The 25,398-nt window shown below is 37.6% G+C and carries 27 protein-coding genes; all 27 read right to left on the reverse strand.

Features of this window, described 5'->3' with window-relative positions:
- Positions 1–14: 14 nt before the first annotated feature.
- The 27 genes from flgD to rplS all read right to left on the reverse strand — a co-directional run bounded on the left by flgD (position 15) and on the right by rplS (position 25,304).
- The gene (flgD, locus tag ACERJO_RS04880) at positions 15–476 is read right to left on the reverse strand and encodes a flagellar hook assembly protein FlgD (protein WP_247103970.1); all 462 of its coding nucleotides are present in this window, start codon (positions 474–476) and stop codon (positions 15–17) included.
- Positions 477–488: 12 nt separating this feature from the next.
- The gene (locus tag ACERJO_RS04885; protein ID WP_373646737.1) at positions 489–1,790 is read right to left on the reverse strand and encodes a flagellar hook-length control protein FliK; all 1,302 of its coding nucleotides are present in this window, start codon (positions 1,788–1,790) and stop codon (positions 489–491) included.
- Positions 1,791–1,824: 34 nt separating this feature from the next.
- On the reverse strand, positions 1,825–2,397 hold the full coding sequence (locus ACERJO_RS04890) for a MotE family protein (RefSeq protein ID WP_247103968.1): 573 nt from the start codon (positions 2,395–2,397) through the stop codon (positions 1,825–1,827).
- Positions 2,398–2,411: 14 nt separating this feature from the next.
- Positions 2,412–2,849: a flagellar export protein FliJ gene (fliJ, locus tag ACERJO_RS04895; protein ID WP_373646738.1), complete on the reverse strand. Its 438-nt coding sequence runs from the start codon at positions 2,847–2,849 to the stop codon at positions 2,412–2,414.
- Positions 2,846–4,168, reverse strand: coding sequence for a flagellar protein export ATPase FliI (gene fliI, locus ACERJO_RS04900; RefSeq protein ID WP_373646740.1), 1,323 nt, complete (start codon positions 4,166–4,168; stop codon positions 2,846–2,848). Before fliI ends, fliJ begins: the two co-directional genes overlap by 4 nt.
- The gene (fliH, locus tag ACERJO_RS04905; RefSeq protein ID WP_373646741.1) at positions 4,165–4,980 is read right to left on the reverse strand and encodes a flagellar assembly protein FliH; all 816 of its coding nucleotides are present in this window, start codon (positions 4,978–4,980) and stop codon (positions 4,165–4,167) included. The genes fliI and fliH overlap by 4 nt, the downstream gene beginning before the upstream one ends.
- A complete protein-coding gene (gene fliG / locus ACERJO_RS04910; RefSeq protein ID WP_035340578.1) occupies positions 4,973–5,986 on the reverse strand; it encodes a flagellar motor switch protein FliG in 1,014 nt (337 codons plus the stop codon). The genes fliH and fliG overlap by 8 nt, the downstream gene beginning before the upstream one ends.
- 11 nt (positions 5,987–5,997) lie before the next feature.
- Positions 5,998–7,587 (reverse strand): flagellar basal-body MS-ring/collar protein FliF, encoded by a 1,590-nt coding sequence (fliF, locus tag ACERJO_RS04915; RefSeq protein ID WP_247103963.1) that lies wholly within the window; start codon positions 7,585–7,587, stop codon positions 5,998–6,000.
- A 52-nt stretch (positions 7,588–7,639) separates the two neighbouring features.
- On the reverse strand, positions 7,640–7,939 hold the full coding sequence (gene fliE, locus ACERJO_RS04920) for a flagellar hook-basal body complex protein FliE (protein WP_247103962.1): 300 nt from the start codon (positions 7,937–7,939) through the stop codon (positions 7,640–7,642).
- A gap of 13 nt (positions 7,940–7,952) precedes the next feature.
- The gene (flgC, locus tag ACERJO_RS04925) at positions 7,953–8,411 is read right to left on the reverse strand and encodes a flagellar basal body rod protein FlgC (RefSeq protein ID WP_247103961.1); all 459 of its coding nucleotides are present in this window, start codon (positions 8,409–8,411) and stop codon (positions 7,953–7,955) included.
- Positions 8,412–8,413: 2 nt separating this feature from the next.
- Positions 8,414–8,815, reverse strand: a complete 402-nt coding sequence (gene flgB, locus ACERJO_RS04930; RefSeq protein WP_247103960.1) for a flagellar basal body rod protein FlgB — start codon at positions 8,813–8,815, stop codon at positions 8,414–8,416.
- 429 nt (positions 8,816–9,244) lie between these two features.
- Positions 9,245–10,024 (reverse strand): GTP-sensing pleiotropic transcriptional regulator CodY, encoded by a 780-nt coding sequence (codY, locus tag ACERJO_RS04935; protein WP_247103958.1) that lies wholly within the window; start codon positions 10,022–10,024, stop codon positions 9,245–9,247.
- A gap of 79 nt (positions 10,025–10,103) precedes the next feature.
- Positions 10,104–11,492: an ATP-dependent protease ATPase subunit HslU gene (gene hslU, locus ACERJO_RS04940; RefSeq protein WP_247103956.1), complete on the reverse strand. Its 1,389-nt coding sequence runs from the start codon at positions 11,490–11,492 to the stop codon at positions 10,104–10,106.
- A 19-nt stretch (positions 11,493–11,511) separates the two neighbouring features.
- Entirely contained in the window at positions 11,512–12,054 is a 543-nt protein-coding gene (hslV, locus tag ACERJO_RS04945) for an ATP-dependent protease subunit HslV (protein WP_247103955.1), read from the reverse strand.
- A gap of 24 nt (positions 12,055–12,078) precedes the next feature.
- Positions 12,079–12,978 carry a tyrosine recombinase XerC gene (gene xerC / locus ACERJO_RS04950; RefSeq protein WP_373646852.1) on the reverse strand — a complete coding sequence of 300 codons (900 nt, stop codon included), beginning with the start codon at positions 12,976–12,978 and terminating at the stop codon, positions 12,079–12,081.
- Positions 12,979–13,141: 163 nt separating this feature from the next.
- A complete protein-coding gene (trmFO, locus tag ACERJO_RS04955) occupies positions 13,142–14,449 on the reverse strand; it encodes an FADH(2)-oxidizing methylenetetrahydrofolate--tRNA-(uracil(54)-C(5))-methyltransferase TrmFO (protein WP_373646743.1) in 1,308 nt (435 codons plus the stop codon).
- A 114-nt stretch (positions 14,450–14,563) separates the two neighbouring features.
- Positions 14,564–16,636: a type I DNA topoisomerase gene (gene topA / locus ACERJO_RS04960; protein ID WP_247103952.1), complete on the reverse strand. Its 2,073-nt coding sequence runs from the start codon at positions 16,634–16,636 to the stop codon at positions 14,564–14,566.
- Positions 16,637–16,772: 136 nt separating this feature from the next.
- Positions 16,773–17,657, reverse strand: a complete 885-nt coding sequence (dprA, locus tag ACERJO_RS04965; protein ID WP_373646745.1) for a DNA-processing protein DprA — start codon at positions 17,655–17,657, stop codon at positions 16,773–16,775.
- Between the two features lie 202 nt (positions 17,658–17,859).
- Complete coding sequence (sucD, locus tag ACERJO_RS04970) at positions 17,860–18,774, reverse strand: succinate--CoA ligase subunit alpha (protein ID WP_247103949.1); 915 nt, start codon at positions 18,772–18,774, stop codon at positions 17,860–17,862.
- Positions 18,775–18,792: 18 nt separating this feature from the next.
- Positions 18,793–19,953 (reverse strand): ADP-forming succinate--CoA ligase subunit beta, encoded by a 1,161-nt coding sequence (gene sucC / locus ACERJO_RS04975; protein WP_247103948.1) that lies wholly within the window; start codon positions 19,951–19,953, stop codon positions 18,793–18,795.
- A gap of 214 nt (positions 19,954–20,167) precedes the next feature.
- Complete coding sequence (locus ACERJO_RS04980) at positions 20,168–20,326, reverse strand: hypothetical protein (RefSeq protein ID WP_373646747.1); 159 nt, start codon at positions 20,324–20,326, stop codon at positions 20,168–20,170.
- 55 nt (positions 20,327–20,381) lie between these two features.
- On the reverse strand, positions 20,382–20,669 hold the full coding sequence (locus ACERJO_RS04985; RefSeq protein ID WP_373646749.1) for an EscU/YscU/HrcU family type III secretion system export apparatus switch protein: 288 nt from the start codon (positions 20,667–20,669) through the stop codon (positions 20,382–20,384).
- Complete coding sequence (locus tag ACERJO_RS04990; protein WP_373646751.1) at positions 20,666–22,324, reverse strand: hypothetical protein; 1,659 nt, start codon at positions 22,322–22,324, stop codon at positions 20,666–20,668. The genes ACERJO_RS04985 and ACERJO_RS04990 overlap by 4 nt, the downstream gene beginning before the upstream one ends.
- A 60-nt stretch (positions 22,325–22,384) precedes the next feature.
- On the reverse strand, positions 22,385–23,152 hold the full coding sequence (locus ACERJO_RS04995; RefSeq protein WP_373646752.1) for a ribonuclease HII: 768 nt from the start codon (positions 23,150–23,152) through the stop codon (positions 22,385–22,387).
- A 188-nt stretch (positions 23,153–23,340) separates the two neighbouring features.
- Positions 23,341–24,189 (reverse strand): ribosome biogenesis GTPase YlqF, encoded by an 849-nt coding sequence (gene ylqF / locus ACERJO_RS05000; RefSeq protein ID WP_247103942.1) that lies wholly within the window; start codon positions 24,187–24,189, stop codon positions 23,341–23,343.
- An 8-nt stretch (positions 24,190–24,197) separates the two neighbouring features.
- Complete coding sequence (lepB, locus tag ACERJO_RS05005) at positions 24,198–24,758, reverse strand: signal peptidase I (RefSeq protein ID WP_247103940.1); 561 nt, start codon at positions 24,756–24,758, stop codon at positions 24,198–24,200.
- A 201-nt stretch (positions 24,759–24,959) separates the two neighbouring features.
- Positions 24,960–25,304: a 50S ribosomal protein L19 gene (gene rplS / locus ACERJO_RS05010; RefSeq protein WP_247103939.1), complete on the reverse strand. Its 345-nt coding sequence runs from the start codon at positions 25,302–25,304 to the stop codon at positions 24,960–24,962.
- Positions 25,305–25,398 lie beyond the last annotated feature (94 nt).

Raw genomic sequence — 25,398 nt, forward strand, 5'->3', positions numbered from 1 at the left:
ACATTCACTTCCTTTTATTCTTCTATTGTTGTTTCACTAATTTGAACAACCTGATCATTGCTAATCCATCGATCATTTTCAAGTAAAATACGAATTTTACCATCGTTTTCTAGACGAACTGATTTCACTTTATGATTTTCGTATACGGTTTCCGTTCGATATTCATCCAATTCAACTTCACGTTTCCATTGAACGGTTTTACCAATTAACTCACTATGCTGTACTAAGCTTTGACTCTGCTGTAAATGAACAGAATATTGCATCGCTTGATTCATATTAGTCATTTGCTCTAAGGAAGAAAATTGAGCCATTTGCGCAATAAATTCTCGGTCATCCATTGGATTAGACGGATCTTGATTTTGTAATTGAGTAATTAACAATTTTAAAAAGTCATCTTTTCCTAAAATACTTTGATTCGTATTTTGCGGTTGCTGCTGTCTTTCTTGTAAATATAAGCTTTCGTTTATCGTTGGCATATTATCACACACCTAAACCTGTTCATTTATTGAGTAAAGACTATCTTGAAACTCCTCATGAAACTCTCGCTTTTCTTCTTGTCCGTCATCGTTCGCATCTTGACGTTGCTGTTGTGAAGATGAACCTTCTTTGTCCTTTTCTTTTTCCAATTGAGACTGTTGATTCGTGATCTCAATACGTTCAACTGGAAGCTGCTGCTGGATAAAGGCTTGTCTTAATTGAGAAAGCTGGCTTTCAATTAGTTCCTTTGCTGCTGATTGACTAACCATTATTTTGGCAGACAATACCCCGTTGATTTGCGTTAATTGTACATCCAAACGACCTAAATGCTCGGGATGCAGCTTCACGGAAAGGGTTTGAACGCCTTCTTTAGAATGAGTCATAGTGGCATGTCTCATTAAGTTTTGAAACTGTCTCATGAATTGTTGCTGTTGAATTTCACGAGGCATTTGTTCACCAACATGAATTGTTGCTTGATCAGTTCTTGTTGTATAAGATCCTATTTCAGATAATAATGGATTTAATCTCAGATCTTTCGGTAAAGAAAGCATAGTTGATTCAACTTTCCGCTCACTAACTTGGTTTCCCTTATTTCTTTCTTCAGTCATTGATTCTACTAATCTCTTAACAATCTGTCCGATCGCTAATGAACTTGAATCTACTTGCTGACTGTTTTGATTTAGAGATCGCTCATTAAAGAACCGATTACGACTATTCCCGTTGCCGCTATCATGATTTTGAATGAGCATTCTAAGAAACTGCTTTAAGGTCCTATCCTGATCAATACGCAATTGATTTGCATTTTGTTCCTCGCGTGTCTTTAGCGAATTTATTTCATCATTTGGATTAGTCATCTGACTTTGAATTAACCCTAAAACTAACTGTCCCATAACGGTTGAATTTAAAGTAGTATTCTCTATGCTGTTTTGTTCGTCTTGGTTTTTGTATTCTTGCCACATCGCGATCAAACTTATCATCATTTGCTCGTCAACAGTCGATTCTTCTTTAAACCAATCATCTGCAGTTAAATCTCCTTGAAGGTTACTAGAGAGCTTATCCCAAATTTCGCTTACGTCCGGTTGAGAAAGCCAATTTTTAAATTCCAGAAATTCAGGTACCTCCAATTCTTCCAAAAGCAGTTCTATATCGTCGTGATTTAAGAAGTCTTGTACCATCTCCTCGTCACCTTCTAGCAATCCACCTAGCACTTGAGAAAAATCCGTTTCTTCTTTAATCGAATTAGTATTGCTCCCCATCGTTTGAACGACAAGGTTTGGTTTCTGGTATGCCAGTGCCATCATTAATTGATTCAACTTTTCATTTCACCTCCTTTCAAAAGAACCCGGTTTACTCGTTCAGTTTTCTTCTTAAATATTCAACAGCCTGACTATCATCCATTTCCTCTAAAATAGCTGCACGATGTTCAATTGATACGTATCTTAAATGCAAAACAGCTTCATCCGGATCAATTTGACTCAAGACGTTCGCAACTTTCTCTTCAGACATTAATTCGTACAATTGCCCGATTTCTTCAAGTGATTCTTGAATACTAATTTCTTCTTGACCTTGAAATAAAAGTTCCTCTTGAAGATCTGCAATTTCATCGTGAAGTTCTAAAATCTCTAATTCTTTTCGTTGTAATTCTGATTCTAACCTTGTAACTTCATCTTCGCTTTCAGCCAAATTAGCCTCAACTTGTTCAAGCTGTTCTGTAGTGTTGTTTTCTAACTCTTCATCTTCATCCTGAACCCAATTAGATACAATAGGTATAGTTGAACCTATTTTTTGAGCTTGACCAATAACGTCATATCCTATTAAAGAAAAAACAAAACCAAACAACACTAATCCAAATATAATTGGAATGAAAATAACTAAAAAGAATAATTGAAACTTATTATAAGAGCGTTCCTTATCACTCATTTTCTCACCTAATTTCAACGATTCGCATATGCTTGAATCGATAACTCATTCATTTCTAATAGTTCTATTCGTTTCGATTCTTCTTTGTATTGCTCATGTTCTCGTTGCTTAATTTTTTCATATTTTTTCATTTCAACAGTTGCATTCATTAATTGATCTTGCCTATTCACCATTTTTAAGCGAGCCTGCTGAGTTTGTTGTTGCAAAATCAATATTTCTTTTTCAAGTTGTGACAATGTCGTTTCTTGAAATTGTATGGCCTTAATCGACGTTCCTTGCTGCAATTGATTTCGAGCCATCTCCTCCAAACCTTCCTTCTTTTTCAAAAGATGATAAAGCTGAGTAGCTACCTTTTCAAAATGATCGGTTGCGTCTTTATATGCAGCTTCAAATTCATTTTTTTGTGATTGTTTAAGCTCTAGAACTTTTTGTAATGTGTATTGAAAACTCATGATCGACCACCATTTCCTAGCAATTTAATAAGCGTTTGTATTGATTGATCAATGGTTGAATTTTCATCTGTTGCTTGTTTAAGAAATGATACAATTTGAGGGTACATTAAAATAGCTTTATCAATTTCAGGTGAACTACCTTTTTTATATGCCCCTATATTAATAAGATCTTCATTGTCTTCATATACAGAAACGAAATAGCGCAAACGTTCAGCTGCTTTTCTATGCTCTTCCGTTACGATGTCAGACATCACTCTACTAATACTTTTTAGAACATTGATTGCTGGAAACTGCCCTTTTTGAGCTAATTTTCGATCTAATACTAAATGTCCATCTAAAATTCCACGGACCGCATCAGAAATTGGCTCATTTAAGTCATCACCATCAACTAACACTGTATAAAACGCAGTAATAGAACCTTTTTCATCTGTTCCTGAGCGCTCTAATAAACGAGGCAATAGAGCAAACACTGACGGAGTATATCCCTTTGAAGTAGGAGGTTCCCCTATTGCTAAGCCGATCTCTCGCTGTGCCATTGCGACACGCGTTACAGAGTCCATCATTAAGTTAACATCCATACCTTGTTGGCGAAAATATTCAGCGATGGCCGTAGCTGTCATCGCCCCTTTTATCCTCATTAACGCAGGCTGATCTGATGTTGCTACAACTACAATAGAGCGCTTCAGCCCTTCTTCACCCAAATCTCGTTCGATGAAGTCCTTTACTTCACGTCCACGTTCTCCAATTAAAGCAATGATATTTACATCTGCTTCAGAGTTTCTCGCTAACATCGATAATAGTGTACTCTTACCTACTCCACTCCCTGCAAAAATACCTATTCTTTGCCCTTTTCCAACTGTAAATAAAGAGTCAATGGATCTTACTCCTAAGGACATTAGCTCCTTAATTCGTGGTCTTTTAATTGGATTTGGAGGGTCATTATCTGTTTGAAAATTGGATAACCCTTTTGGTAACGACTCCTTCGTTAACAATTCACCACAACCATCTACAATCGAACCTATTAGCTGAGTGCCTATTTTAATTTCTAGTGGTCTTCCTGTCGCTTCTACTAAACTACCAGGAGCTATTTCGGATGTTCCGTTTAATGGCATTAGCAAAACAAATTCATCTCTGAAGCCAACGACCTCTGCTCTTACTCTTGTCATTGAATTTCTTCCTGTTGTTATATAGCAGAGGTCTCCAATAGAAGCTTGCGGACCTTTCGATTCAATCATTAGACCAATGACTCGCGTTACTTTTCCGTACCATTTAAATGGAGAAAGCTGCGGAATTAATTCTGGTAAAGATTGAACATTCAACGTGAATCCTCCTTGAGCTTTGCTAATAACTGCGATTTTAACTCCTTTAACTGACGATCCATACTTGCATCAATACGTCCATGCTTTGTTTCAATGACGCACCCATGTTTCATCAATCCAGCATCAGGGTATATAAAAAGATGATCACAATGGCTTAATAATTGCACTAGTTCTTCCTGCTGACTGACTGTAAGCTCATACCAATCAGGATGCACATAAATTTTCACATCTTCATGCTCACGAACTTCATTTATTACCTGTTTTAACATGCTTGTCCAATTTTGTTGATCATCTATTAATTGATTCCCGATAATCCGCTTAGCTAAAGCCGTTGCTAACTCAATGATTAAAGGTTCGGCTTCCTCAATTCGGTGATTAAATTGCTGCTCTGATTGAGTGACAATATTTTTCGCCTGATCAATTAATTCATTATAGGATTGAAGGCCATCGTTTTGACCTTTACTAAAGCCTTCTTCATATCCATTTTGTTTCGCTTGCTCAAAGAGCTGGTCTTTCTCTTGTTCAGCATGTTCAAGCTGCTCTTTAATCTGTTGTCGAATATCGTCAGCTTCTTGGTGAGCTTGATGAAGGATTGCTTCAGCTTCTGCTTTTTGTTGCTCTATGTCCTTTTTTAAGCGATTTAGAGTATTTTTTTCATCTTCTTCTGTATTACCTTGCTCGTTCTCTAAGTTGTTATCATTCTCTTGACTATGGCTTATTTCATCATCCCGTTGAAATCTTTTTATAATAGAAATCGTTTTTTTTGACGCCTGATTGGCATTAGAATGAGTTGATTTGATGATTTTAGACAATAATATCGTCTCCTCCACCACGTGCAATTACGATTTCTCCAGCTTCTTCTAGCGTTCTAATCACAGATACTATTCTCGTTTGAGCTTCTTCTACATCTTTTAAACGAACTGGACCCATAAATTCCATCTCATCTTTAAATGCTTCAGCCATTCTTTGAGACATATTACTGAAGATAATTTCCTTAACTTCCTCACTTGCTACCTTCAGAGATAGCTGTAGATCTTCATTTTCAACATCACGAATGACTCGCTGAATACTACGATTATCTAATGTAACAATGTCTTCAAACACAAACATTCTCTTCTTAATTTCCTCTGCTAATTCTGGGTCTTGTATTTCTAATGCATCTAGAATCGTTCGTTCTGTACTTCGATCAACACTATTCAACACTTCGACAACTGATTCAATACCACCAGCCTCGGTATAATCTTGAGTCACCGTTGAAGACAACTTTTGTTCAAGAATAGCTTCCACTTCATTAATAATTTCCGGAGACGTACTGTCCATAACAGCAATTCTTTTCGCGACATCAGCTTGTACCTCTTGAGGCAATGCTGATAAGATTTGCCCCGACTGCTCTGATTCTAAGTAAGATAAGATAAGCGCAATCGTTTGTGGATGCTCATTTTGAATGAAGTTCAAAATTTGAGATGGATCTGCCTTACGAGCAAAATCAAAAGGTCTTACTTGTAAATTGGAAGTTAAACGATTAATAATTCCCATCGCATTTTCTTCACCTAATGCCTTTTCTAATATACTTTTTGCATAGCCTATTCCACCTTGTGCTATATAATCCTGTGCCAACACTAAAGAATGAAATTGTTCGAGTATTTCTTCTTTTAATTCACTATCCACTTTACGAACATTAGCTATTTCCAGTGTTAATTTCTCAATTTCTTCTTCTGAAAGGTGTTTATACACTTGTGCTGAAACATCTGGACCAAGAGAAATCAGAAGTATGGCAGCTTTTTGCCTTCCTGTAATTCCTTTTTTTGATACAGCCATTTACTTCCCTCCTAATCTTCTGATAACCAAGTTCGTAGTAATTTAGAAAAGTCTTCAGGTTTTTCTTTAGCCAGCTTTTCTAGTTGTCTTCTTTTTGCTGCTCCTTCAGATGTATCTTCATCAGGTAATTCAGGTAAATCAAATGGTGCATTCGCGGCTAATGATCCGTCCACTGACTCATCTTCAAGCTTTCTTCTTCTATTTCTCATTAAAATAAACAGTAAAATTAATATTAAAGCAACTAACACTCCACCAACAACGTAGACCCATGTTGGAATTGTCATCATTGGTTCTTGATCCATTACCACTCTTCCATCGAAAGGGTGAGAGCTTACGACTATTTTCCCTTCAATTTCATCCTCTGTTAATTCATCTGCGTAAACACTTGAAATGCTCGTGCGAACGATTGTTCCTAATATTTGTTGGATATCGTTAAGCTGATCTTGTGGTAATGTTTCTAATCCTTCTGGTGGTTCAACCATCACTTGAATACCAAGATCACGAATTTTATAAGGACTTTCTACAATATCACGATTAATACGGTTAACTTCATTGTTAATTCGTTCCTCAGTTCGTTCCCAATCGACTGGACCTTGTCCTAATGCACCAGGGTAGTTAGGAATGCCATCACCGGTGCCTTCAATTCCACCTTCTTCAAACCCTTCACCACTATAGGCCTCTTCAATTCGTTCAATACTGACAGCAATCCCTTCGATATTGTCAATATCTACAGGCTCAACTAATTCCTCTGTACGATTCTCTTGAGTAAAATCAATATCTGTTGTAACAGAAACAACGACACTATCTTGTCCAACCATAGTTCCTAACATTTGATGCAAATTACGTGTTAAATCACGTTCAATTTCATTTTGTATAGTTCGCTGTTGTTCAAAGGCAGTTAAAGTTGTTTGTGTTTCATTATCTTGATCCTCATAATAGTAATCATTAAACATTTGATCAGAAATGACGATATTATCTATAGGCAAGTTTGGTACACTTCTCGATACAAGGTGGTATAATGCTCTTACTTGACTAGAATCAAGTTGATGCCCTGGAGCTAAGTCTAATACAACCGCAGCTGTTGATGAATCCTGAGCAGCATTTAACCAAACACTTTCTTCTGGGAGTGTAATCATGACATTAGCATTGTTCACACCGTTCATATTTCGAATAAGCCTTGATAGCTCAGTTTGCATGGATGCACGTTCCATGACGTTAAATTCATTATCTGTCATCCCAAAACCCATTTGGTCTTGGATAAAAGAGTAATCAATTGTTCCACTGCTCGGTAAGCCTTCTGCAGCCAACTCTACTTTTAATGTATCAACGAGATCCTTTGGAACTAAAATCGAAGTACCACTATCTGACACTGTAGAAGGAATTCCTCTAGCATCAAGTGTTTCTTTTATTTGACCCGTTTCTGCTAAAGTTAAATTGCTATACAATGGTTCATAGTTTGTCCTAGTCGAAAAAAACGCGACTAATGCTAACGCTAAGATAATTGAAACAATCGCAGATATAATGACAACTTGTTGCTTTTTTGAACGTTCTTTCCACAATTCATTTATTTTCTCTTTATAATTCATTAGTTTCTCGTTCATGTGTCCTCCTGAATCAAAACAAGTAACAACGCCCCACTATTGGGCACAAGTATTACACTTGCATTCTCATAATCTCTTGATATGCTTCAATTACCTTATTTCTTACTTCTATCGTCGCTTGCAATGAAACACTAGCCTTTTGACCAGTAATCATTACATCATGTAAATCGTTAATCTCACCTTTTGCTAATAGCTCTGTTTTATGCTGTGATTCCTTTTGAAGTTGATTGACATCCGAGATCGCTTCATTTAACGCTTTTTTAAATGACTCCTGCGCTTCACCAGGTGTATATGTATTACGATTAATACCTGAAAGCTCTCTTGTTTCAAATGGTGTTAATCTCACATCCATTGTTACTCACTCCTTATCGACCTATCTCAAGCGCTTTTAAAAGCATGTTCTTTGTTCCGTTTAATGCCGTTACATTTGCTTCATACGATCTTGTTGTCGACATTAAATCAACCATTTCACGTAGTGGATCGACATTAGGCATTTGTACATATCCTTCCTCATTCGCATCTGGGTGATCTGGATTATACACTTGCTTAAAAGGTGTCTGATCATCAATGATTCGGTCTACTTTTACTCCATGACCAACAGTCGACTCTGTCTTTCCCATCGCTCTTTTCAATTGATTAGAAAAAGATGAAGGTTCATTTGGTGATGTAACAACCATTTTCCGACGATAAGGTTCCCATTGACCATCTACCATATTTGCTCTTGTCGAATCGGCATTAGCTATATTAGCTGAAACGACATCCATACGTAATCGCTTCGCCGTTAGAGCTGATGCACTAGTATTAAACCCATGAAATATGGTCATTGTTAACGGCCTCCTCTAATGACAGACTCAAGGCTTTGGAAACTTCCATTCAATCGATCAATTAAAGCATTGTAATAGATTTGATTTTTAGCTAATTCAGACATTTCACGGTCGACATCTACATTATTGCCATTATGATTAAATTCGGTTTGTCTATTTTCCGTCACGATTGGACCGGTGTTTCGCGCCGATTTAAATTCATAATGTTGTTCATGTGTTCTGTTTGCTCTCAATCCAGTTTGATTTACAGCTTCATTTAACAAATGCTTAAATTCCACTTGCTTCGCTTTATAATTGGCCGTGTCGACATTAGCAATATTTTGAGAGATAGCATTTTGTCGAACTTGCGCACCATTTAACCCTGTTTCGAGCGCTCTAAAGGAAGAACTTCCGAAGAGATTCATGCAGGCACACCCCTTTTGTCAAATTATGCGTTCGTTTTTATACATTTTTCTACACGTTCTATGAAAATTGTAATAAATATAGAACGAAAAGTCTAACCCATATTTCACAAAAAGCTTTTTTACTACGAAAGAATCATATATATATAGTTCATTGGTCTTAATTGTACATGATTTACGTATTTTAATCGACAATTTTTTAAAAATATGTCGATTTTCCATTCGAAGGACCCATTGTAGAACGTTAGAATGGATCATAAGTTGATTTACATTTAAACTCTATTCTAAGCTCTATGGTGAAATAGAAATAATTACCTATCATTTTTTTGTTATTTTAAACTTACTTTTTCCCCTGTTTTTTGTATATTTAATACAAATATTCTCAGCATAATAAAAAACCAACAGATTTATTACAACCTGTTGGTTTTCTATTTACTTACTATTTACTCTCTCTAATTCAATGAGAAATTTATCATTTAATACTTTAATGTACGTTCCTTTCATTCCTAAAGAACGCGATTCAATCACTCCAGCACTTTCGAGCTTTCTTAATGCGTTAACAATAACTGATCTCGTAATTCCTACACGATCAGCAATCTTACTTGCGACAAGCAAGCCTTCTCGCCCATCTAACTCGTGAAAGATATGGTCAACAGCTTCAAGCTCACTATAGGATAAGGAACTAATGGCCATTTGAACAACTGCTTTGCTACGAGCTTCTTCTTCAATTTCCTGTGTTTTCTCGTGAAGGATTTCCATCCCAACTACGGTTGCACCATATTCCGCTAATACTAAATCATCATCATTAAACGTGTCATTTAACCTTGAGAGGATTAATGTACCTAGTCGTTGACCTCCTCCTTGTATGGGTACAATTGTCGTTAGTCCATTTTTAAACAAATCTTTATTTTCAACCGGAAAAGCTGTAAATTCGCTGTCAATTCCGATATTAGCAGACGTATGATCAATTTTAAATAAACCTTCTGTATACTCTTCAGGAAAACGCCTTTCTTCTAACATTTTCTTCATTCGTTCATTTTCAATTTCTTGTTTTATCGCATACCCTAGCAGTTTTCCTCTTCGACTAACGACAAATATGTTAGCAGCGATCGTTTCACATAACGTCTCGGCCATGTCATTAAAGTTAACATGCTGACCAACTGTCTTTTGTAGCATCTCATTAATTTTTCGTGTTCTTGATAATAGATTCATTTTATTGCCTCCTCTTATCTACGTGACCAATATGCTTTCTTTTCATATTCAGTCTCTATCCATTTAAATACTTTCTTAGTTATAAAATAAATCGACTTAAATCACGATTCTTTGCAATAGTTGCAAGTTTCTCTTCCACGTACTCTGGAGTAATAGCAATTTCCTCTAAATTGATATCTGGCGCCTCAAAGGAAAGATCCTCTAACAAACGCTCAAGTAATGTATGTAGCCTTCTGGCACCAATATTTTCAGTATCCTGATTGACTTCCGTCGCAATTGTCGCAATCTTATGAACAGCATCGTCTGAAAAGACTACTCTTATACCTTCCGTTTCTAGAAGTGCACTATATTGTTTTAATAAGGCGTTATTAGGCTCGATTAAGATGCGGACAAAATCATCGACTGTTAAATTAGACAATTCGACACGAATAGGGAATCTACCTTGAAGTTCAGGTATTAAGTCAGATGGCTTTGCAATATGAAAAGCACCTGCACCAATAAAAAGAATATGATCCGTTTTAATCGCTCCATATTTTGTCATAATCGTTGAGCCCTCTACGATCGGTAAAATGTCTCGTTGAACCCCTTCTCGCGAAACATCAGCTGACTGCTGCCCCTTACTTGCAACTTTATCAATTTCATCAATAAAAATAATCCCTAACTGCTCAGCTTTTGTAATCGCTTCTTGATTTACCTCATCGGGATCAATTAGCTTTTGGGCTTCTTCGTCAACAAGAACTTTCCGAGCATCCGAAATGGGAAGACGACGCTTCTTACGCTTTTTAGGTAGCATTCCTCCAAGCATCTCCTGCATATTCATTCCCATCTGCTCCATACCAGCCCCTTGAAACATATCCATAAAATTCTGTGATTGTTCATCGACTTCAATTGTAACCATATGATCTTCTAATTCACCTAATGCAAGCTTGTGAGCCATTTTGCGTTTTGTCTCATTTAGTGAATCTACTTCTTGAGGCTCACTTTCATTTTCTTCATTCTGCTGTCCGAAAATCATTTCAAAAGGGTTTTTATAAGAAGATGATTTTTTCCCTGTTGGTACGAGTAATTCGACAATTCGATCATTGGCCATTTTTTCTGCTTGTGAACGGACCTTTTCAACCTTTTCCTTCTTTACAATTCGAACACTCGTCTCGACCAAGTCTCGTACCATGGATTCAACGTCACGGCCTACATAACCTACCTCTGTGAATTTCGTTGCTTCCACTTTCACAAATGGAGCACCTACTAACTTTGCAAGTCTTCTTGCAATTTCGGTTTTACCAACACCTGTCGGGCCAATCATTAATATATTTTTAGGTGTAACTTCGTCTTTTAATTTCTCATCAAGTAAACTACGGCGATAACGGTTTCTTAAAGCGATAGCAACCGATTTCTTCGCTTGTTCTTGACCAACAATAAATTCATTTAACCGATCTACAATTTGTCGTGGAGTTAAATTAGCTTCCAATTTGTTCACTCCTATCGTTTTAATGTAATTCTTCTACCGTAATATGTAAGTTTGTATACACACAAATTTCTCCAGCAGTCTCCAATGATGCCCTTGCGATATCAGAGGCAGTTAGTTCGGGAGCATGATTTTTTAATGCACGACCAGCGGATAAAGCATAATTTCCACCAGAACCGATCGCAATGATCCCATCATCAGGCTCAATGACCTCACCTGTCCCTGAAACGAGCAATAGGCTTTCTTTATTCATAACGATTAGCATAGCTTCAAGTCTACGAAGCACCTTATCATTTCGCCATTCTTTCGCTAACTCAACAGCTGCTCTTTGAAGATTTCCATGATATTCTTCAAGCTTCCCTTCAAATTTTTCAAATAGTGTGAAAGCGTCAGCAACTGAACCGGCAAAACCGGCAATAACCTTCCCTTGAAATAATTTTCTGACTTTTTTTGCTGTATGTTTCATCACAACAGCATTTCCAAACGTTACTTGTCCGTCACCAGCCATTGCACATTTTCCATTATGATGAATAGCAAAAATCGTTGTAGCATGAAAGTCGCTCATTTCTTCTCCTCCTTCTTTATTCGTTTATGCCCTTGGATGATGCTGTTTATACACGTCGCGTAACCGTTCCTTCGTTACATGGGTATAAATTTGGGTTGTCGATAAATGCTCATGACCTAATAATTCCTGTACTACCCTTAAATCAGCTCCATTATTTAATAGGTGTGTAGCAAAGGAATGGCGGATATCATGGGGGCGTAACTTTTTCTGTAATGCAGTTTGATCCATTCTCTTTTGTATAATCGTTCGAATACTTCGTTCAGATAATCGCCCACCACGGTAGTTCAAAAAAAGAGACTGATTCGAATCTTTCGCCTTTTCCGCTAATTGCACCCTACCATTGTGAATATATGTATAGATAGAGTCTAAAGCGTAAGAGCCTATAGGGACATAGCGTTCTTTTTGACCTTTCCCCATGAGGTAAACCGTTCCAATTGAAAAGTCAACATGTTCTATGAGCAACTGACTACACTCACTTACACGCATTCCCGTCGCATATAATAATTCTAAAAGTGCTCGGTCACGTTGGTCAATTGGCCGATGACCTGAAAGCCCTTCAAATAAATGATTCATTTCTTCCTCGTACAAGAAATTTGGTAATTTATGTTCGGATTTAGGTAAATGGATAAACGTAAAAACATTATCCTTTACCCTTTCCTCTCGTTGATGAAACGAGTAAAAGCTTCTTAAGGTTGAAATTTTTCTTGATACCGTTTTTCTTGCATATTTTTTTTCAAACAACTCTGTTAAATACTTTTTTACATGATCCGAAAGAACATCTGTATAGCAGACTACACCTAACTGCTCAATAAAATGAGCAAAATGGAGTAAATCACCTTCATAACTTCGCACCGTATGGATTGAACAATTTTTTTCCATTTGAAGGTACTGAATAAATAATTGTATCCAATTCGACTTTTGCAGCATAGGACACTCCTTCACCTTCATCATTAACTACATTTCCATTTAACACAACAAATATCGAAAGTCATTTTAATCTAGTCGATATTACTCATTGGTTAAAATCACCACTTCAAGTAAAAAGCTACTAAATTTTATCATGATTTAGTAGCCCTGACAATCTTATTTACACTTTTTTCACAAAATTCTGAATTGTATCTAATGCTCTTTCAGCTAAATGTTCATATCTTTCTTTCTTATTTTTAATTCGCTTTTCCAATGGTGGTAACAAGCCGAAATTAGCATTAATCGGTTGGAAATTCTTTGGGTTAGCCGTTGTAATATATTGTGCCATACTTCCAATCACTGTCCATTCAGGAAAGGTAACTAACTCTTCCCCTTTTATTAACTTAGCTGCATTAATGCCTGCAATAAGCCCAGCTGCAGCAGATTCCACGTATCCTTCAACACCTGTAATTTGTCCAGCAAAAAACAGTTCTTCTTTATGTTTATATTGATACGTTGGCTTTAATAAATTTGGCGAGTTAATAAACGTATTTCGATGCATCACTCCGTAACGAACAATTTCTGCTTCCTCTAATCCAGGGATGAGGCGAATCACTTCTTTTTGTGGTCCCCACTTTAAATGTGTTTGAAATCCAACAATGTTATATAACGTTCCAGATGTGTTATCTTGTCTTAGCTGGACAACTGCAAATGGTCGTTTCCCTGTTTTCGGGTCCTCTAGTCCTACTGGTTTCATCGGTCCAAATAGCATCGTTTTCCGACCACGCTTTGCCATCACTTCAATTGGCATACAGCCTTCAAAGAATATTTCTTTTTCAAATTCCTTAAGCGGAACCGTTTCGGCTAGAATTAATGCTTCATAAAAGCGATCAAATTCTTCCTCAGTCATTGGACAATTTAAGTAAGCTGCTTCGCCTTTATCATACCTTGATTTTAAATATACCTTATCCATATTAATCGATTCTGTTTCGATTATAGGAGCCGCTGCATCATAAAAATATAAATACTCTTCGCCAGTTAAGTTGCGAAGTTGCTTTGATAATGATTCTGAAGTTAGCGGGCCAGTTGCAACAATCGTTGGACCTTCTGGAAGCTCCGTTATTTCTTCGTTAAACACGGTAACGAATGGATGGTTTTTAACATTTGACGTGACCAAACTAGCAAATTCGTGCCGATCAACTGCCAAAGCACCACCAGCAGGAACTGAAGCACGATCAGCAGATTGTATTATGACAGAATCAAGAGCTCTCATTTCCTCCTTAAGAACACCTACTGCATTTGTTAAAGCATTCCCTCTTAATGAATTACTACATACTAATTCAGCAAATTTATCTGTATGGTGAGCTGGTGTTTGTTTAACTGGTCGCATTTCATACAAATGAACCTGAATTCCTCTCTTTGCTAGCTGCCATGTCGCTTCACTTCCTGCAAGACCTGCCCCAATAACATTTACGTACGGTTGTGACATCTTCGTTCCTCCAATATGACTAAACAATCTAATGCTGTCATTATAACATGTTCAAGGGGCCAAGCAACAAGAATACCAATCTTGTCTTAGCCCCTTTCTCATGCTTTATTTAAACTAATTCGTTTCTTCACGGTAATCACACGACGAGCATTCTACATGGACACCTTTTTTTGATTTCTTCTCAACAAGCATACTGCTACATTTCGGACAGGGCCTCGCGATTGGCTTATCCCATGAAATGAATTCGCATTCTGGGTATCGGTCACATCCATAGAAAATTCGGCGTTTTTTACTTCGACGCTCAACGATATTACCTTCCTTACAGGTCGGACATTTTACACCAATGTCTTTGACAATCGCTTTCGTGTTACGACAATCCGGAAAATTCGAACATGCCATGAATTTTCCATAACGACCCATTTTATAAACCATTTCATGCCCGCACTTTTCACAATCTTCTCCGGCTGGCTCATCACGAATTTCAACTTCCTTCATTTCCTCTTCCGCAACAGATAAACGTTTTTCAAAGGAACGGTAGAAGTCATCAATAATGTTCACCCATTCATTGGCACCTTCTTCAATGGAATCTAAGTTACCTTCCATTTTAGCAGTAAACTCCACATCCAATATCTCTGGGAAAAATTCAACAATTAACTCCAATACAATTTCTCCGAGTTCTGTTGGAACAAAGCGTTTATCTTCTAAAGCAACGTATCCACGCCTTTGTATAGTATCTAGTGTAGGTGCGTATGTAGAAGGACGACCAATTCCGAGTTCTTCCATCGTTTTAACAAGCCTTGCTTCGGTGTAACGAGGTGGCGGTTGAGTAAAGTGTTGACTAGGTTCTATTTCATCCTTCTCAACCGTTTGTCCTTCCTCTAAATTTGGCAAAAATCGATCCTCTTCTTTTTTTCCATCGTCATTTCCTTCAATATACACTTTCATGAAGCCTGGGAATTTGATTTTTGAACCCGTAGCTCGAAATAACACACCATTTTGCTCAATATCAACTGACATCGTATCCATCACAGCAGGTGCCATCTCACTAGCGACCATACGCTCCCAAATAAGCTTATACAATCGATATTGATCTCTAGATAAGTAGCTTTTGATTGTTTTCGGGTCTTTATCTACTGATGTAGGTCGTATTGCTTCGTGAGCATCTTGAGCTTTCTTATCTGATTTAACTTCACGCTTACCTTGACGTGTATATTCTTCACCATAGGCTGTTATAATGTAAGTTCGCGCTTCTTGTTGAGCCGTTTCAGAAATACGAGTTGAATCAGTTCTCATGTACGTTATCAAACCGACTGTGCCTTCTTTACCAATTTCAACACCTTCATATAACTGTTGCGCAATCATCATCGTTTTCTTCGCTCTAAAATTTAACTTCCGAGCCGCTTCTTGCTGTAAGGAAGACGTTGTAAATGGGTTGACTGGATTGCGTTTTCTTTCCTTCCGCTTCACAGATGTCACATTATAGCTATCGGAATTAAGCTTAGATAAAATATTCTGTACATCCTCTTCGCTTCCTAGCTCTTTCTTCTTTCCGTCTAAACCATAAAACTTAGCATCAAATGATTCCTTCCCAAGGAAAAATTGAGCTTGAATATTCCAATACTCTTCTGGATTAAAGCTTTGGATTTCTTTCTCTCGCTCGATGATCATCTTGACAGCAACAGACTGAACTCTTCCTGCACTTAATCCTTTCTTCACTTTCTTCCATAATAATGGACTAATATTATAGCCAACCAACCGATCAAGAATCCTTCTCGCTTGCTGAGCATCTACTAAATCCATATTAATTTGACGTGGTGTCTTGAATGCTTCCTTTATCGCATTTTTTGTAATTTCATTAAAGACAACGCGACATTCAGAATGCTCATCCATGTTCAGACTATGAGCAAGATGCCAAGCAATTGCTTCCCCTTCTCGATCGGGGTCAGCTGCTAAATAAATTCGTTTTACTTTTTTTGCAGCTGTTTTTAATTCCTTTAATACTGGTCCTTTTCCTCTGATGGTAATATATCTCGGTTCGTAATTCTGTTCAACATTAACTCCCATTTGACTTTTTGGTAAGTCTCTAACATGTCCCATTGATGCTTTGACAATATATTTTTTTCCTAAATATTTCCCAATGGTCTTTGCTTTTGCGGGAGATTCTACGATTACTAAATAATCGGCCATATAAGACTCCCTCTCTAAGAATAATTAAAATCTTCCCTATTATGGAACAGGTTTTCTTCATTTGTCAAACTAATTACTAAAAAAAGTGAAATTTTTCTTTCTTATGATGTAGAAATAGAACGATAATTTGACAAAATTATTCATGGAAACGGGGTAATTCTTCAAGTAAATCATGACTATTTAAGATCAACTTTGCTCCTTCTTGGATAAGTCGATTTGTACCCTTAGATGTGTCCGAAAAAATAGAACCTGGTACAGCAAAAACATCCCTACCTTGTTCTAACGCCTGATCTGCCGTAATCAACGAGCCACTTTTTTCTTTTGCTTCGACAACTATAATTCCTTGGGATAGTCCACTAATAATACGATTCCTAGCAGGAAAATGCCACTTACGCGGAGAGGTGTGGGGAGGATATTCAGAAATGACACAATTATTTTTCGACATTTCTATATATAGAGCTTCATTCTTCTTAGGATAAATATGATGAAAGCCTGAGCCTAACACCGAAATGGTTTTTCCATTATTGAAAATAGCTGCTTTATGAGCCAATGTATCGATACCTTCAGCAAGACCACTAACAATCGTCCAATTGTCTCTAATCAACGGGCCTATTAAATGATAAACCTTTTTGGACCCTTCGTTACTCGGTCGTCTTGTTCCAATAACAGCTATACACTTTGAATTAGACAAATAGTCTATTTTACCTTTTACATAAAGAACAAAGGGTGGATCGTGAATGTTTTTTAGTGAAAGAGGATAATTAGAATCCAAAATCGTAATCGGGATAATTTGTTGCTTTTCATATTGCTGAATGAGGTCATTAGGAGGACAAGCATGAAGATCATGGTGAAGAGCTATCGCGCGTTGATCGGTTAATTGAAATGCCTTTTGAAGTTGCGGGATCGTATAAGTATAAATCGTCTTTAAGTCAGGATCTTTTTTTAATAGGTAATAAAGTAATTTCCACGTCATACCTCGACAGCTGTGCAGATGAATGAATCGATTACGCCAATCATCCATAACAAACTCCTTTCCATCACGCGTGTCATTAGATTAAGTAGAAAAGAGACTGAGACAACAGTGTTTCAATTCATGAGAATCCGAAAAGAATAGATGGCGTTGAAAATAAACCGCTTCTGAAATATACTTCATCCACAATGTTCTCACAACGTTCAGATACTCAGTTAAACACATGCGCTCTGTCTCGGCCTCTTTCTTCTCTTTACTTGGCTACTTTATGAGTCGTACATTTCTCTAATAAATCATTCGCTTTTAATACAGAGATAAGCGTCTCACCCATTACAGATGGTGTTTCTGCAACTTTTATACCGCAGCTCTCAAGCGTTTTAATCTTTTCAGATGCAGTCCCTTTACCACCTGAAATAATCGCTCCAGCATGGCCCATACGCTTTCCTGGAGGAGCTGTTTGACCACCAATAAAGCCAACTACTGGCTTTTTCATGTTTGCCTTTACCCATTCAGCCGCTTCCTCTTCTGCTGTACCACCGATTTCACCAATCATAATAACTGCATACGTATCAGGATCTTCATTAAATTGTTCTAACACATCAATGAAGTTCGTTCCATTAACTGGATCTCCACCAATTCCTACTGCAGTCGATTGACCAATTCCATTTGTTGATAATTGATGTACGGCTTCATATGTCAGCGTACCAGAACGAGATACAACACCAACATGACCCTTCTTATGAATGTATCCTGGCATAATCCCAATCTTACATTCTTCAGGTGTGATCACTCCTGGGCAGTTAGGGCCTACTAGGCGTGTTTTCTTACCTTCAAGGTAACGCTTCACACTAACCATATCCATCACAGGAATTCCTTCTGTAATACAAATCGCTAAATCTAACTCAGCATCGGCAGCTTCCATAATCGCATCTGCTGCGAATGCCGGTGGAACATAAATGACAGTAGCGTTTGCTCCTGTTGCTTTTACTGCTTCTTCAACTGTATTAAACACAGGTATTCCTTCTACCTCTGTCCCACCTTTACCTGGCGTCACCCCACCAACGATATTTGTACCATATTCTACCGCTTGCTGTGTATGGAATAAACCAGTTGCACCTGTAATACCTTGAACAATTACCTTTGTATCTTTATTAATGAGGATACTCATTCTCCACGTCCCGCCTTTCTATTGTACTAATGACACGATTTTTTGTGCGCCGTCAGCCATTGAATCAGCTGCTGTAATATTAAGACCAGATTCGTTTAAAATCTTCTTACCTAGATCAACATTCGTTCCTTCCAAACGAACAACTAAAGGAATATCTAAACCTACTTGCTTCGTTGCCTCAATAACACCTTCTGCAATAATATCGCATTTCATAATGCCTCCAAAGATGTTAACGAAGATACCCTTAACGTTTTCATCGGATAGGATAATTTTAAACGCTTCTGTTACTTTTTCAGCTGTCGCGCCACCACCTACATCAAGGAAGTTTGCAGGATCGCCATTATAGTGTTTAATGATATCCATCGTTGCCATTGCTAATCCAGCACCGTTAACCATGCAACCGATGTTGCCATCTAAAGAGATATAACTTAAATCATATTTAGAAGCCTCGATTTCTTTTACATCCTCTTCTTCAAGATCTCGGTACTCAAGAATGTCCTTTTGACGGTATAATGCATTTGAATCAAAATTTAATTTCGCATCGAGAGCCATTACTTTACCATCACCTGTCGTAACAAGAGGGTTAATTTCAGCAATGGAACAATCCTTTTCAATAAATACTTTGTATAGACCCATCATAAATTTAACAGCTTGACCAACTAGCTCTTTTGGAATATTAATGTTAAATGCTAATCGGCGTGCTTGGAATCCTTGAAGACCAACAGCAGGATCCACAACTTCTTTAAAAATTTTCTCAGGAGTTGCTTCAGCTACTTCTTCAATTTCGGTACCGCCCTCTTCAGATGCCATCATTACCACTCGTGAAGTCGCACGATCTAAAACAAGTCCTACGTAGTACTCATTTTTAATATCGCATCCTTCTTCAACGAGTAAGCGCTTTACTTCCTTACCTTCTGGACCTGTTTGATGAGTAACAAGCGTTTTTCCTAAAATTTCGTCAGCGTATGTACGAACTTCATCAAGGTTCTTCGCTACTTTAACTCCACCCGCCTTACCACGGCCACCTGCGTGGATTTGCGCCTTCACAACTGAAACACTTGATCCTAATTCCTTCGCTGCCTCTACTGCTTCTTCAACAGAAAATGCTACTTTCCCATTCGGCACAGCAACACCATACTTACGTAGAAGCTCTTTTCCTTGATACTCGTGGATATTCATTCTCTCTCCAGCCTCCTATCAATTACATGTATGCCGTAGCATCACTTCAAGATTTGTATGAAATCCTCTACCATTTTATCATGGATTGGATTGTTATGGGAGATAAAACCCTTACAAAAAAAAAGAATTTAAAAAAATCGACGAATTCTGTCTTTTATTAACGACTTTTATCAAATGATCGAAAAAAAGCGAGCATGCGTGATGCTCGCATCATTCATTTTTTCCTTTTTATTGAGGGATCTTCCTTGTGCTGTTTTTCTTTTTGGCTCTTATTTGATTTTTTCTTAAACATTATGGCTTTCGCATCCATTTCTTGCACGCTGTGAGGATGAAGCTCGCGACCAAATTCTTGTTGTTTTTCCCTGTTTTTCATACATTCCCTCCAAATGAATCTACCTCAATACTTATCATACTCAACTTAGTGGGGATCATTCACCTTGAGTTGAACGATGCTGATCCACTTGATAAATATATGAAAAAACCTCCGCTACTACCTCATATAATTCATTTGGAATAGCTTGATGTATCTCTAATTGCGATAACAATTCAACTAATGAAGCATCCTCCTGTAAGGGAATTGAATGCTCATTTGCTCTAGCTATAATTTCCTCAGCGACATATCCTTTTCCTTTTGCCATTACTTTAGGAGCAGGCTCAAGTGCTGGGTCATACCGAAGGGCAACAGCTTGTTTACATTTAGAACCTTGTTCACTCATATGCGAACATCAACTCCTCTATAAGTTGAATAGTTTTGATCACTTGTTTGTTGTTTTTGCTCTACCTCATTTAACTTTTTCCAATTAACAGAAAGGAGCTGATACTCTTTTTGCTGTAATGCATTTCTTAACGTTGGTGTTAATAGGCTGATCAATGAATGAGGTTGATCATGCTCATTATGAATCGTTACCGATACAATTCGATTTTGAATCATGACATCAACGACTGTCTCTTGCAAATGTTCTAACGTTAAATAAAATAAGATGCGGCAATAATCAGGGTTTAATTGTCCATCTTCACTCTTTTGGCCTTCCCATTGCATCGTCATATTTGTATGGAATGCTCCTAGCTGTAAAGGAATTGAAAAAACATACTGATGAAATGCCCCTAATTGCTCATGTGATAGAAGTTGCTGAGCTGTCAATTTATTCACAATTGTTGATGCTACTGTTTGAAGGTCCGTCATCCCATTTTGTTGCTGCATCGTTAGTAGCATAGCCTTAAGATTTTGCTGAGCACTTGTAAGGGGTGTCAGTTCATTTGCTTGAAGGTTCTTCATTAGAACTTGTTCGTAATCAAACCCTAGTAATGAGCCTAGTAATTGAAACTGAGGCATTTGCATCCGACTTCTTTCTCCCCCATACAATTGCATAAGTAGGTGTCTTTCCCCTTGAGAGAGTGTTTCAGAATGGAGACTATTTAATCTTGACTCTATCGCTTCTAGTGATCGGTGATTAGAGATTTGCCGAATAAACGAAGCGATCTCACTGTTACGCATTTGTGAAATAAATGTGATGAATTCGTTTTTTTGTCTTCCCTCTCCTCCATTTGCCTGGTTGAGTCCAAACGCATGATAGGATTGTTGAGATCTTAGTGCTTGAATAAGCTCTTCTTGGTTCAAATGAACCCCTAGACGTTGTAAAATCATGCGAGCAGATTGTTCTTCATTTATTCCTTCACTCAACGCAGTGATGAATAATTGTTGAATAGGGGAATGTGATGATTTTGACACAGTCGAAGCTTGCATAATTGATTGTAATTGCTGAAGCCATTGCTTTGAGCGAGAATCACTTGATTCGCTGAGAAGCTTAATCAACGATTGTAATTGCACGGATAAATCCTCTGTATTTCCATGAGACCAATAAGCATCGAATACCGCAGGAGTTAACGGTAAATTTCGCTGCACCATTTGTCCAATGAGTTTCATTGTTTCATCTGATGGTAACGATGAATGATTCAAAAGCTGTGAGCTTGCTTGAATCATATCTCTAGAAAAAGAAAGACCTTGCCTTTGAAACGCTGTAATGACCGTTTCAGCTTCCTTTATATGAGAAGCTCCTAAATGACGCAGTAAATCAGCGATTGATGAAGCTTGCTGTTGATTAGCTACCTGCGATTGATTAGAACGATACTCCAACACTTTCAAACGGGGTAATCCTTTGCTTTCCTTCACCTCAAACCAATAACGTTCACCAGCTATTAGCGCTGCCTCTAAAACCCCTGTCATTTTCATCCCATTAATTTGTAAGGAGGCTAAATGATTCGGAAATAGCTTTAGTACTTTCCCTTGAAAAATTTGACCTGGTGTGAATGAAATGGTTCGTACTTGCTGCTGAGGTGAATGTATTTGTTGAGTAGATTGATTTTGAATCATACGACCACTCCTTTCATATAAGGGAATAATTTGCGAGGAATCAACTTTTTCAGTGCTCTTCTATGTTGCTAATAGTTCAGTAATTGGTTTAAATGATTGACGATGCTCTTTTGTGACACCTAAAATCTCTAATGCTTCAAGATGTTCTTTCGTTCCATATCCTGCATGATTAGCAAATCCATAGCCAGGATATTGACTTTCTAACTCCTCCATATAGCGATCACGGGCAACTTTAGCAAGAACAGAACTAGCCGCAATTGATATACTTTTTTGGTCACCTTTAATAATAGACGTTTGATTAGTTACTACCGGTAATGTCATCGCATCAACAAGTAGATGGTCTGGTTCATATTGTAGCTTTTCAATTGCTTGACACATCGCTTTTTTCGTAGACTGATAGATATTCATTTGATCAATTTCTACCGCATGTACCATTGATATCGAATAAGAAACTGCTTCCTTTTTAATATGGTCAGCAAAGGCTTCTCTTTTTGCCTTCGAAAGCTTCTTAGAATCCGTTAGACCTAATAACTTAAAATCAGCAGGTAAAATAACTGCACAAGCGACTACTGGTCCCGCTAATGGTCCTCTGCCGACCTCATCGATTCCAGCAATCATATTGGATCCATTCTCGAGTAACTTTTGTTCATAAACAGTCATTTGTCTGTGCATGTTTTCAAGTTGTCTTTCTTTCTCTTGCCGTCTTTTAAAGGTTTGTAATAGTCTTTGAGCACCTTTTCGACCATCATTTTTTAATAGTAAAATACATTCTTCCATATCCTCATTGCTTTTTAACTTCATCTCTATTTCTTTAAGAGATAATCCCATGACTAATGTCTCCTTGTTATATGTATCGGATTAATGAACCCATTTCTTAATTGCGTCACGCATAGTTGTTATAAAAAGGTCGATCTTTTTTTAAAATGTAAGGTAGTGTTTAACATACGAAGCCTATGCCATCTAGCCAGTAAAAATGACACCTACATCCAACGTAATAGATGTAGGTGTATGTGAGGTTATTCTTCTACTCGCTCTAATGTAACCTGTCCTAAAGTTCCAGCACGTAGCTCTCTTAAAATAATCTCTGCAGCTTTATCGTAATCAACATAACCACCACTTATTAAACAGCCACGCTTTTGACCGATTTCATCAAACAATTCAATTGGATCTTCAGGTATTTCATCCAGCTTATAACGCTCCTTCAAACGATTTGAATAATAAACCTTCATATTTTTTAAGACAAATAGGGCAATGTCTTGAAAATCAAGGAGCTCATCTTTTATAGCACCTGTAGCTGCTAGCAAGTACCCGGTTAATTGATCCTCGAACTTAGGCCATAAAATACCTGGTGTATCTAACAATTCAAGAGTTTTCCCTACTTTAATCCACTGTTGCTGCTTCGTTACACCTGGACGATCTCCTACTTTGGCCGTTCTCTTCGACGCAAGTCTATTAATTAGCGTAGACTTCCCGACATTTGGAATACCTAAAATCATCGCCCTTATCGCTCTCGGCTTCATCCCTTTTGCTTTTAATTTTTCAATAAGCGAAGCCGCAAGCTCACGACATGCTTGTGCGATTTTTTCCGTTCCTTTTCCGTTTTGACTATTGATTACTAATACTTTCAAACCCGCGTTTTCAAAATAATGTACCCACTCTGTCGTTACAGCAGGATCTGCTAAATCAGCCTTATTCAATAAGATAAGACGTGGTTTATGTGAGGTTAGCTCATCAATCATCGGATTTCTCGAAGCTAGCGGAACACGAGCATCCACTAACTCAATGACTACATCAATTAATGATAATTTCTCTGTTACTTCTCTACGTGCTTTTGCCATATGGCCTGGAAACCATTGAATTGTCATATCATCACCTACTCCGCCATTCTTATGTTTGATAAAGGCCAGAAAACAATATTAGCCCTCCCAATTACTTCATCCATGTGTACCGTGCCAATATCTCGACTGTCTTTGCTCCTGCGACGATTATCACCTAATACAAAAACTTGGTCATCGGGAACAATAATCGCCTCGAAATCATGTGTAAGATTCTCTGAAGGATAAACAGTTCTTAGCTCATCTAAATAAATCTCAGCAACCTCTTCTCCATTTACATATAATAAATCGTTCTCAAATTTAATTTCATCACCAGGTAATCCAATAATTCTCTTTATGTAATCTTTTCCTGCCGGAGCGTGAAACACAATAATATCAAATCGATTCGGTTCGCTAAATGTATAGGCTATTTTATTAACAATCATTCGATCACCGTGCTCCAATGTTGGTACCATCGATTCTCCATCAACAATCACCGGTGCAAATAAAAATTGTCGAATGATAAACGCAATCGCAAAAGCAATGAGTATCGCTTTTATCCATTCCCATGATTCCTTTTTTCCTTCTTTTTCTTCCTCTATTAAGGTTTCTTCACTCATAAAGGCGCCCTCCATTTTCCGACTAACAAGCTTTAGTTTATCATACCTTTATAAAAATCTCATGCCCAAAATAAGACTTGGCCTATTATTATAAAGATACTTATATGAAAATGAAAAGAGGGCATTCAAAATAAGGCTAGCACCTCATATGAACACCCTCAACTCAATTATTTTTTCACATACGAAAAGCACTTTTGCTGCTTAACGAATTTCTTTAATACGAGCCGCTTTACCGCGTAGGCTACGTAAGTAATAAAGCTTAGCACGACGTACTTTACCGCGACGCTTCACTTCGATCTTATCAATCTTCGGTGAATGTAATGGGAATGTACGCTCAACACCTACACCATAAGAAATCTTACGTACAGTGAATGTTTCACTAATACCAGTACCACGACGTTTAATGACGACACCTTCAAAAAGCTGAATACGCTCACGAGTTCCTTCGACTACCTTAACGTGAACGGTTAACGTATCACCAGCGCGGAACGTTGGAATGTCATTACGTATTTGTTCATTCGTAATTTCTCGGATAATGTTGTTCATAACTTCCACTCCTTCCTTACAGATGCTCTTATCAGTCGAACCTGCAGCGGAACATCGTAATTACGGGCATTTAGCCACAAGCTTTATAATACCA

The sequence above is a fragment of the Halalkalibacter sp. AB-rgal2 genome (assembly GCF_041821005.1).
In the GTDB taxonomy this organism is placed as follows: Bacteria; Bacillota; Bacilli; order Bacillales; family Bacillaceae_D; genus Halalkalibacter.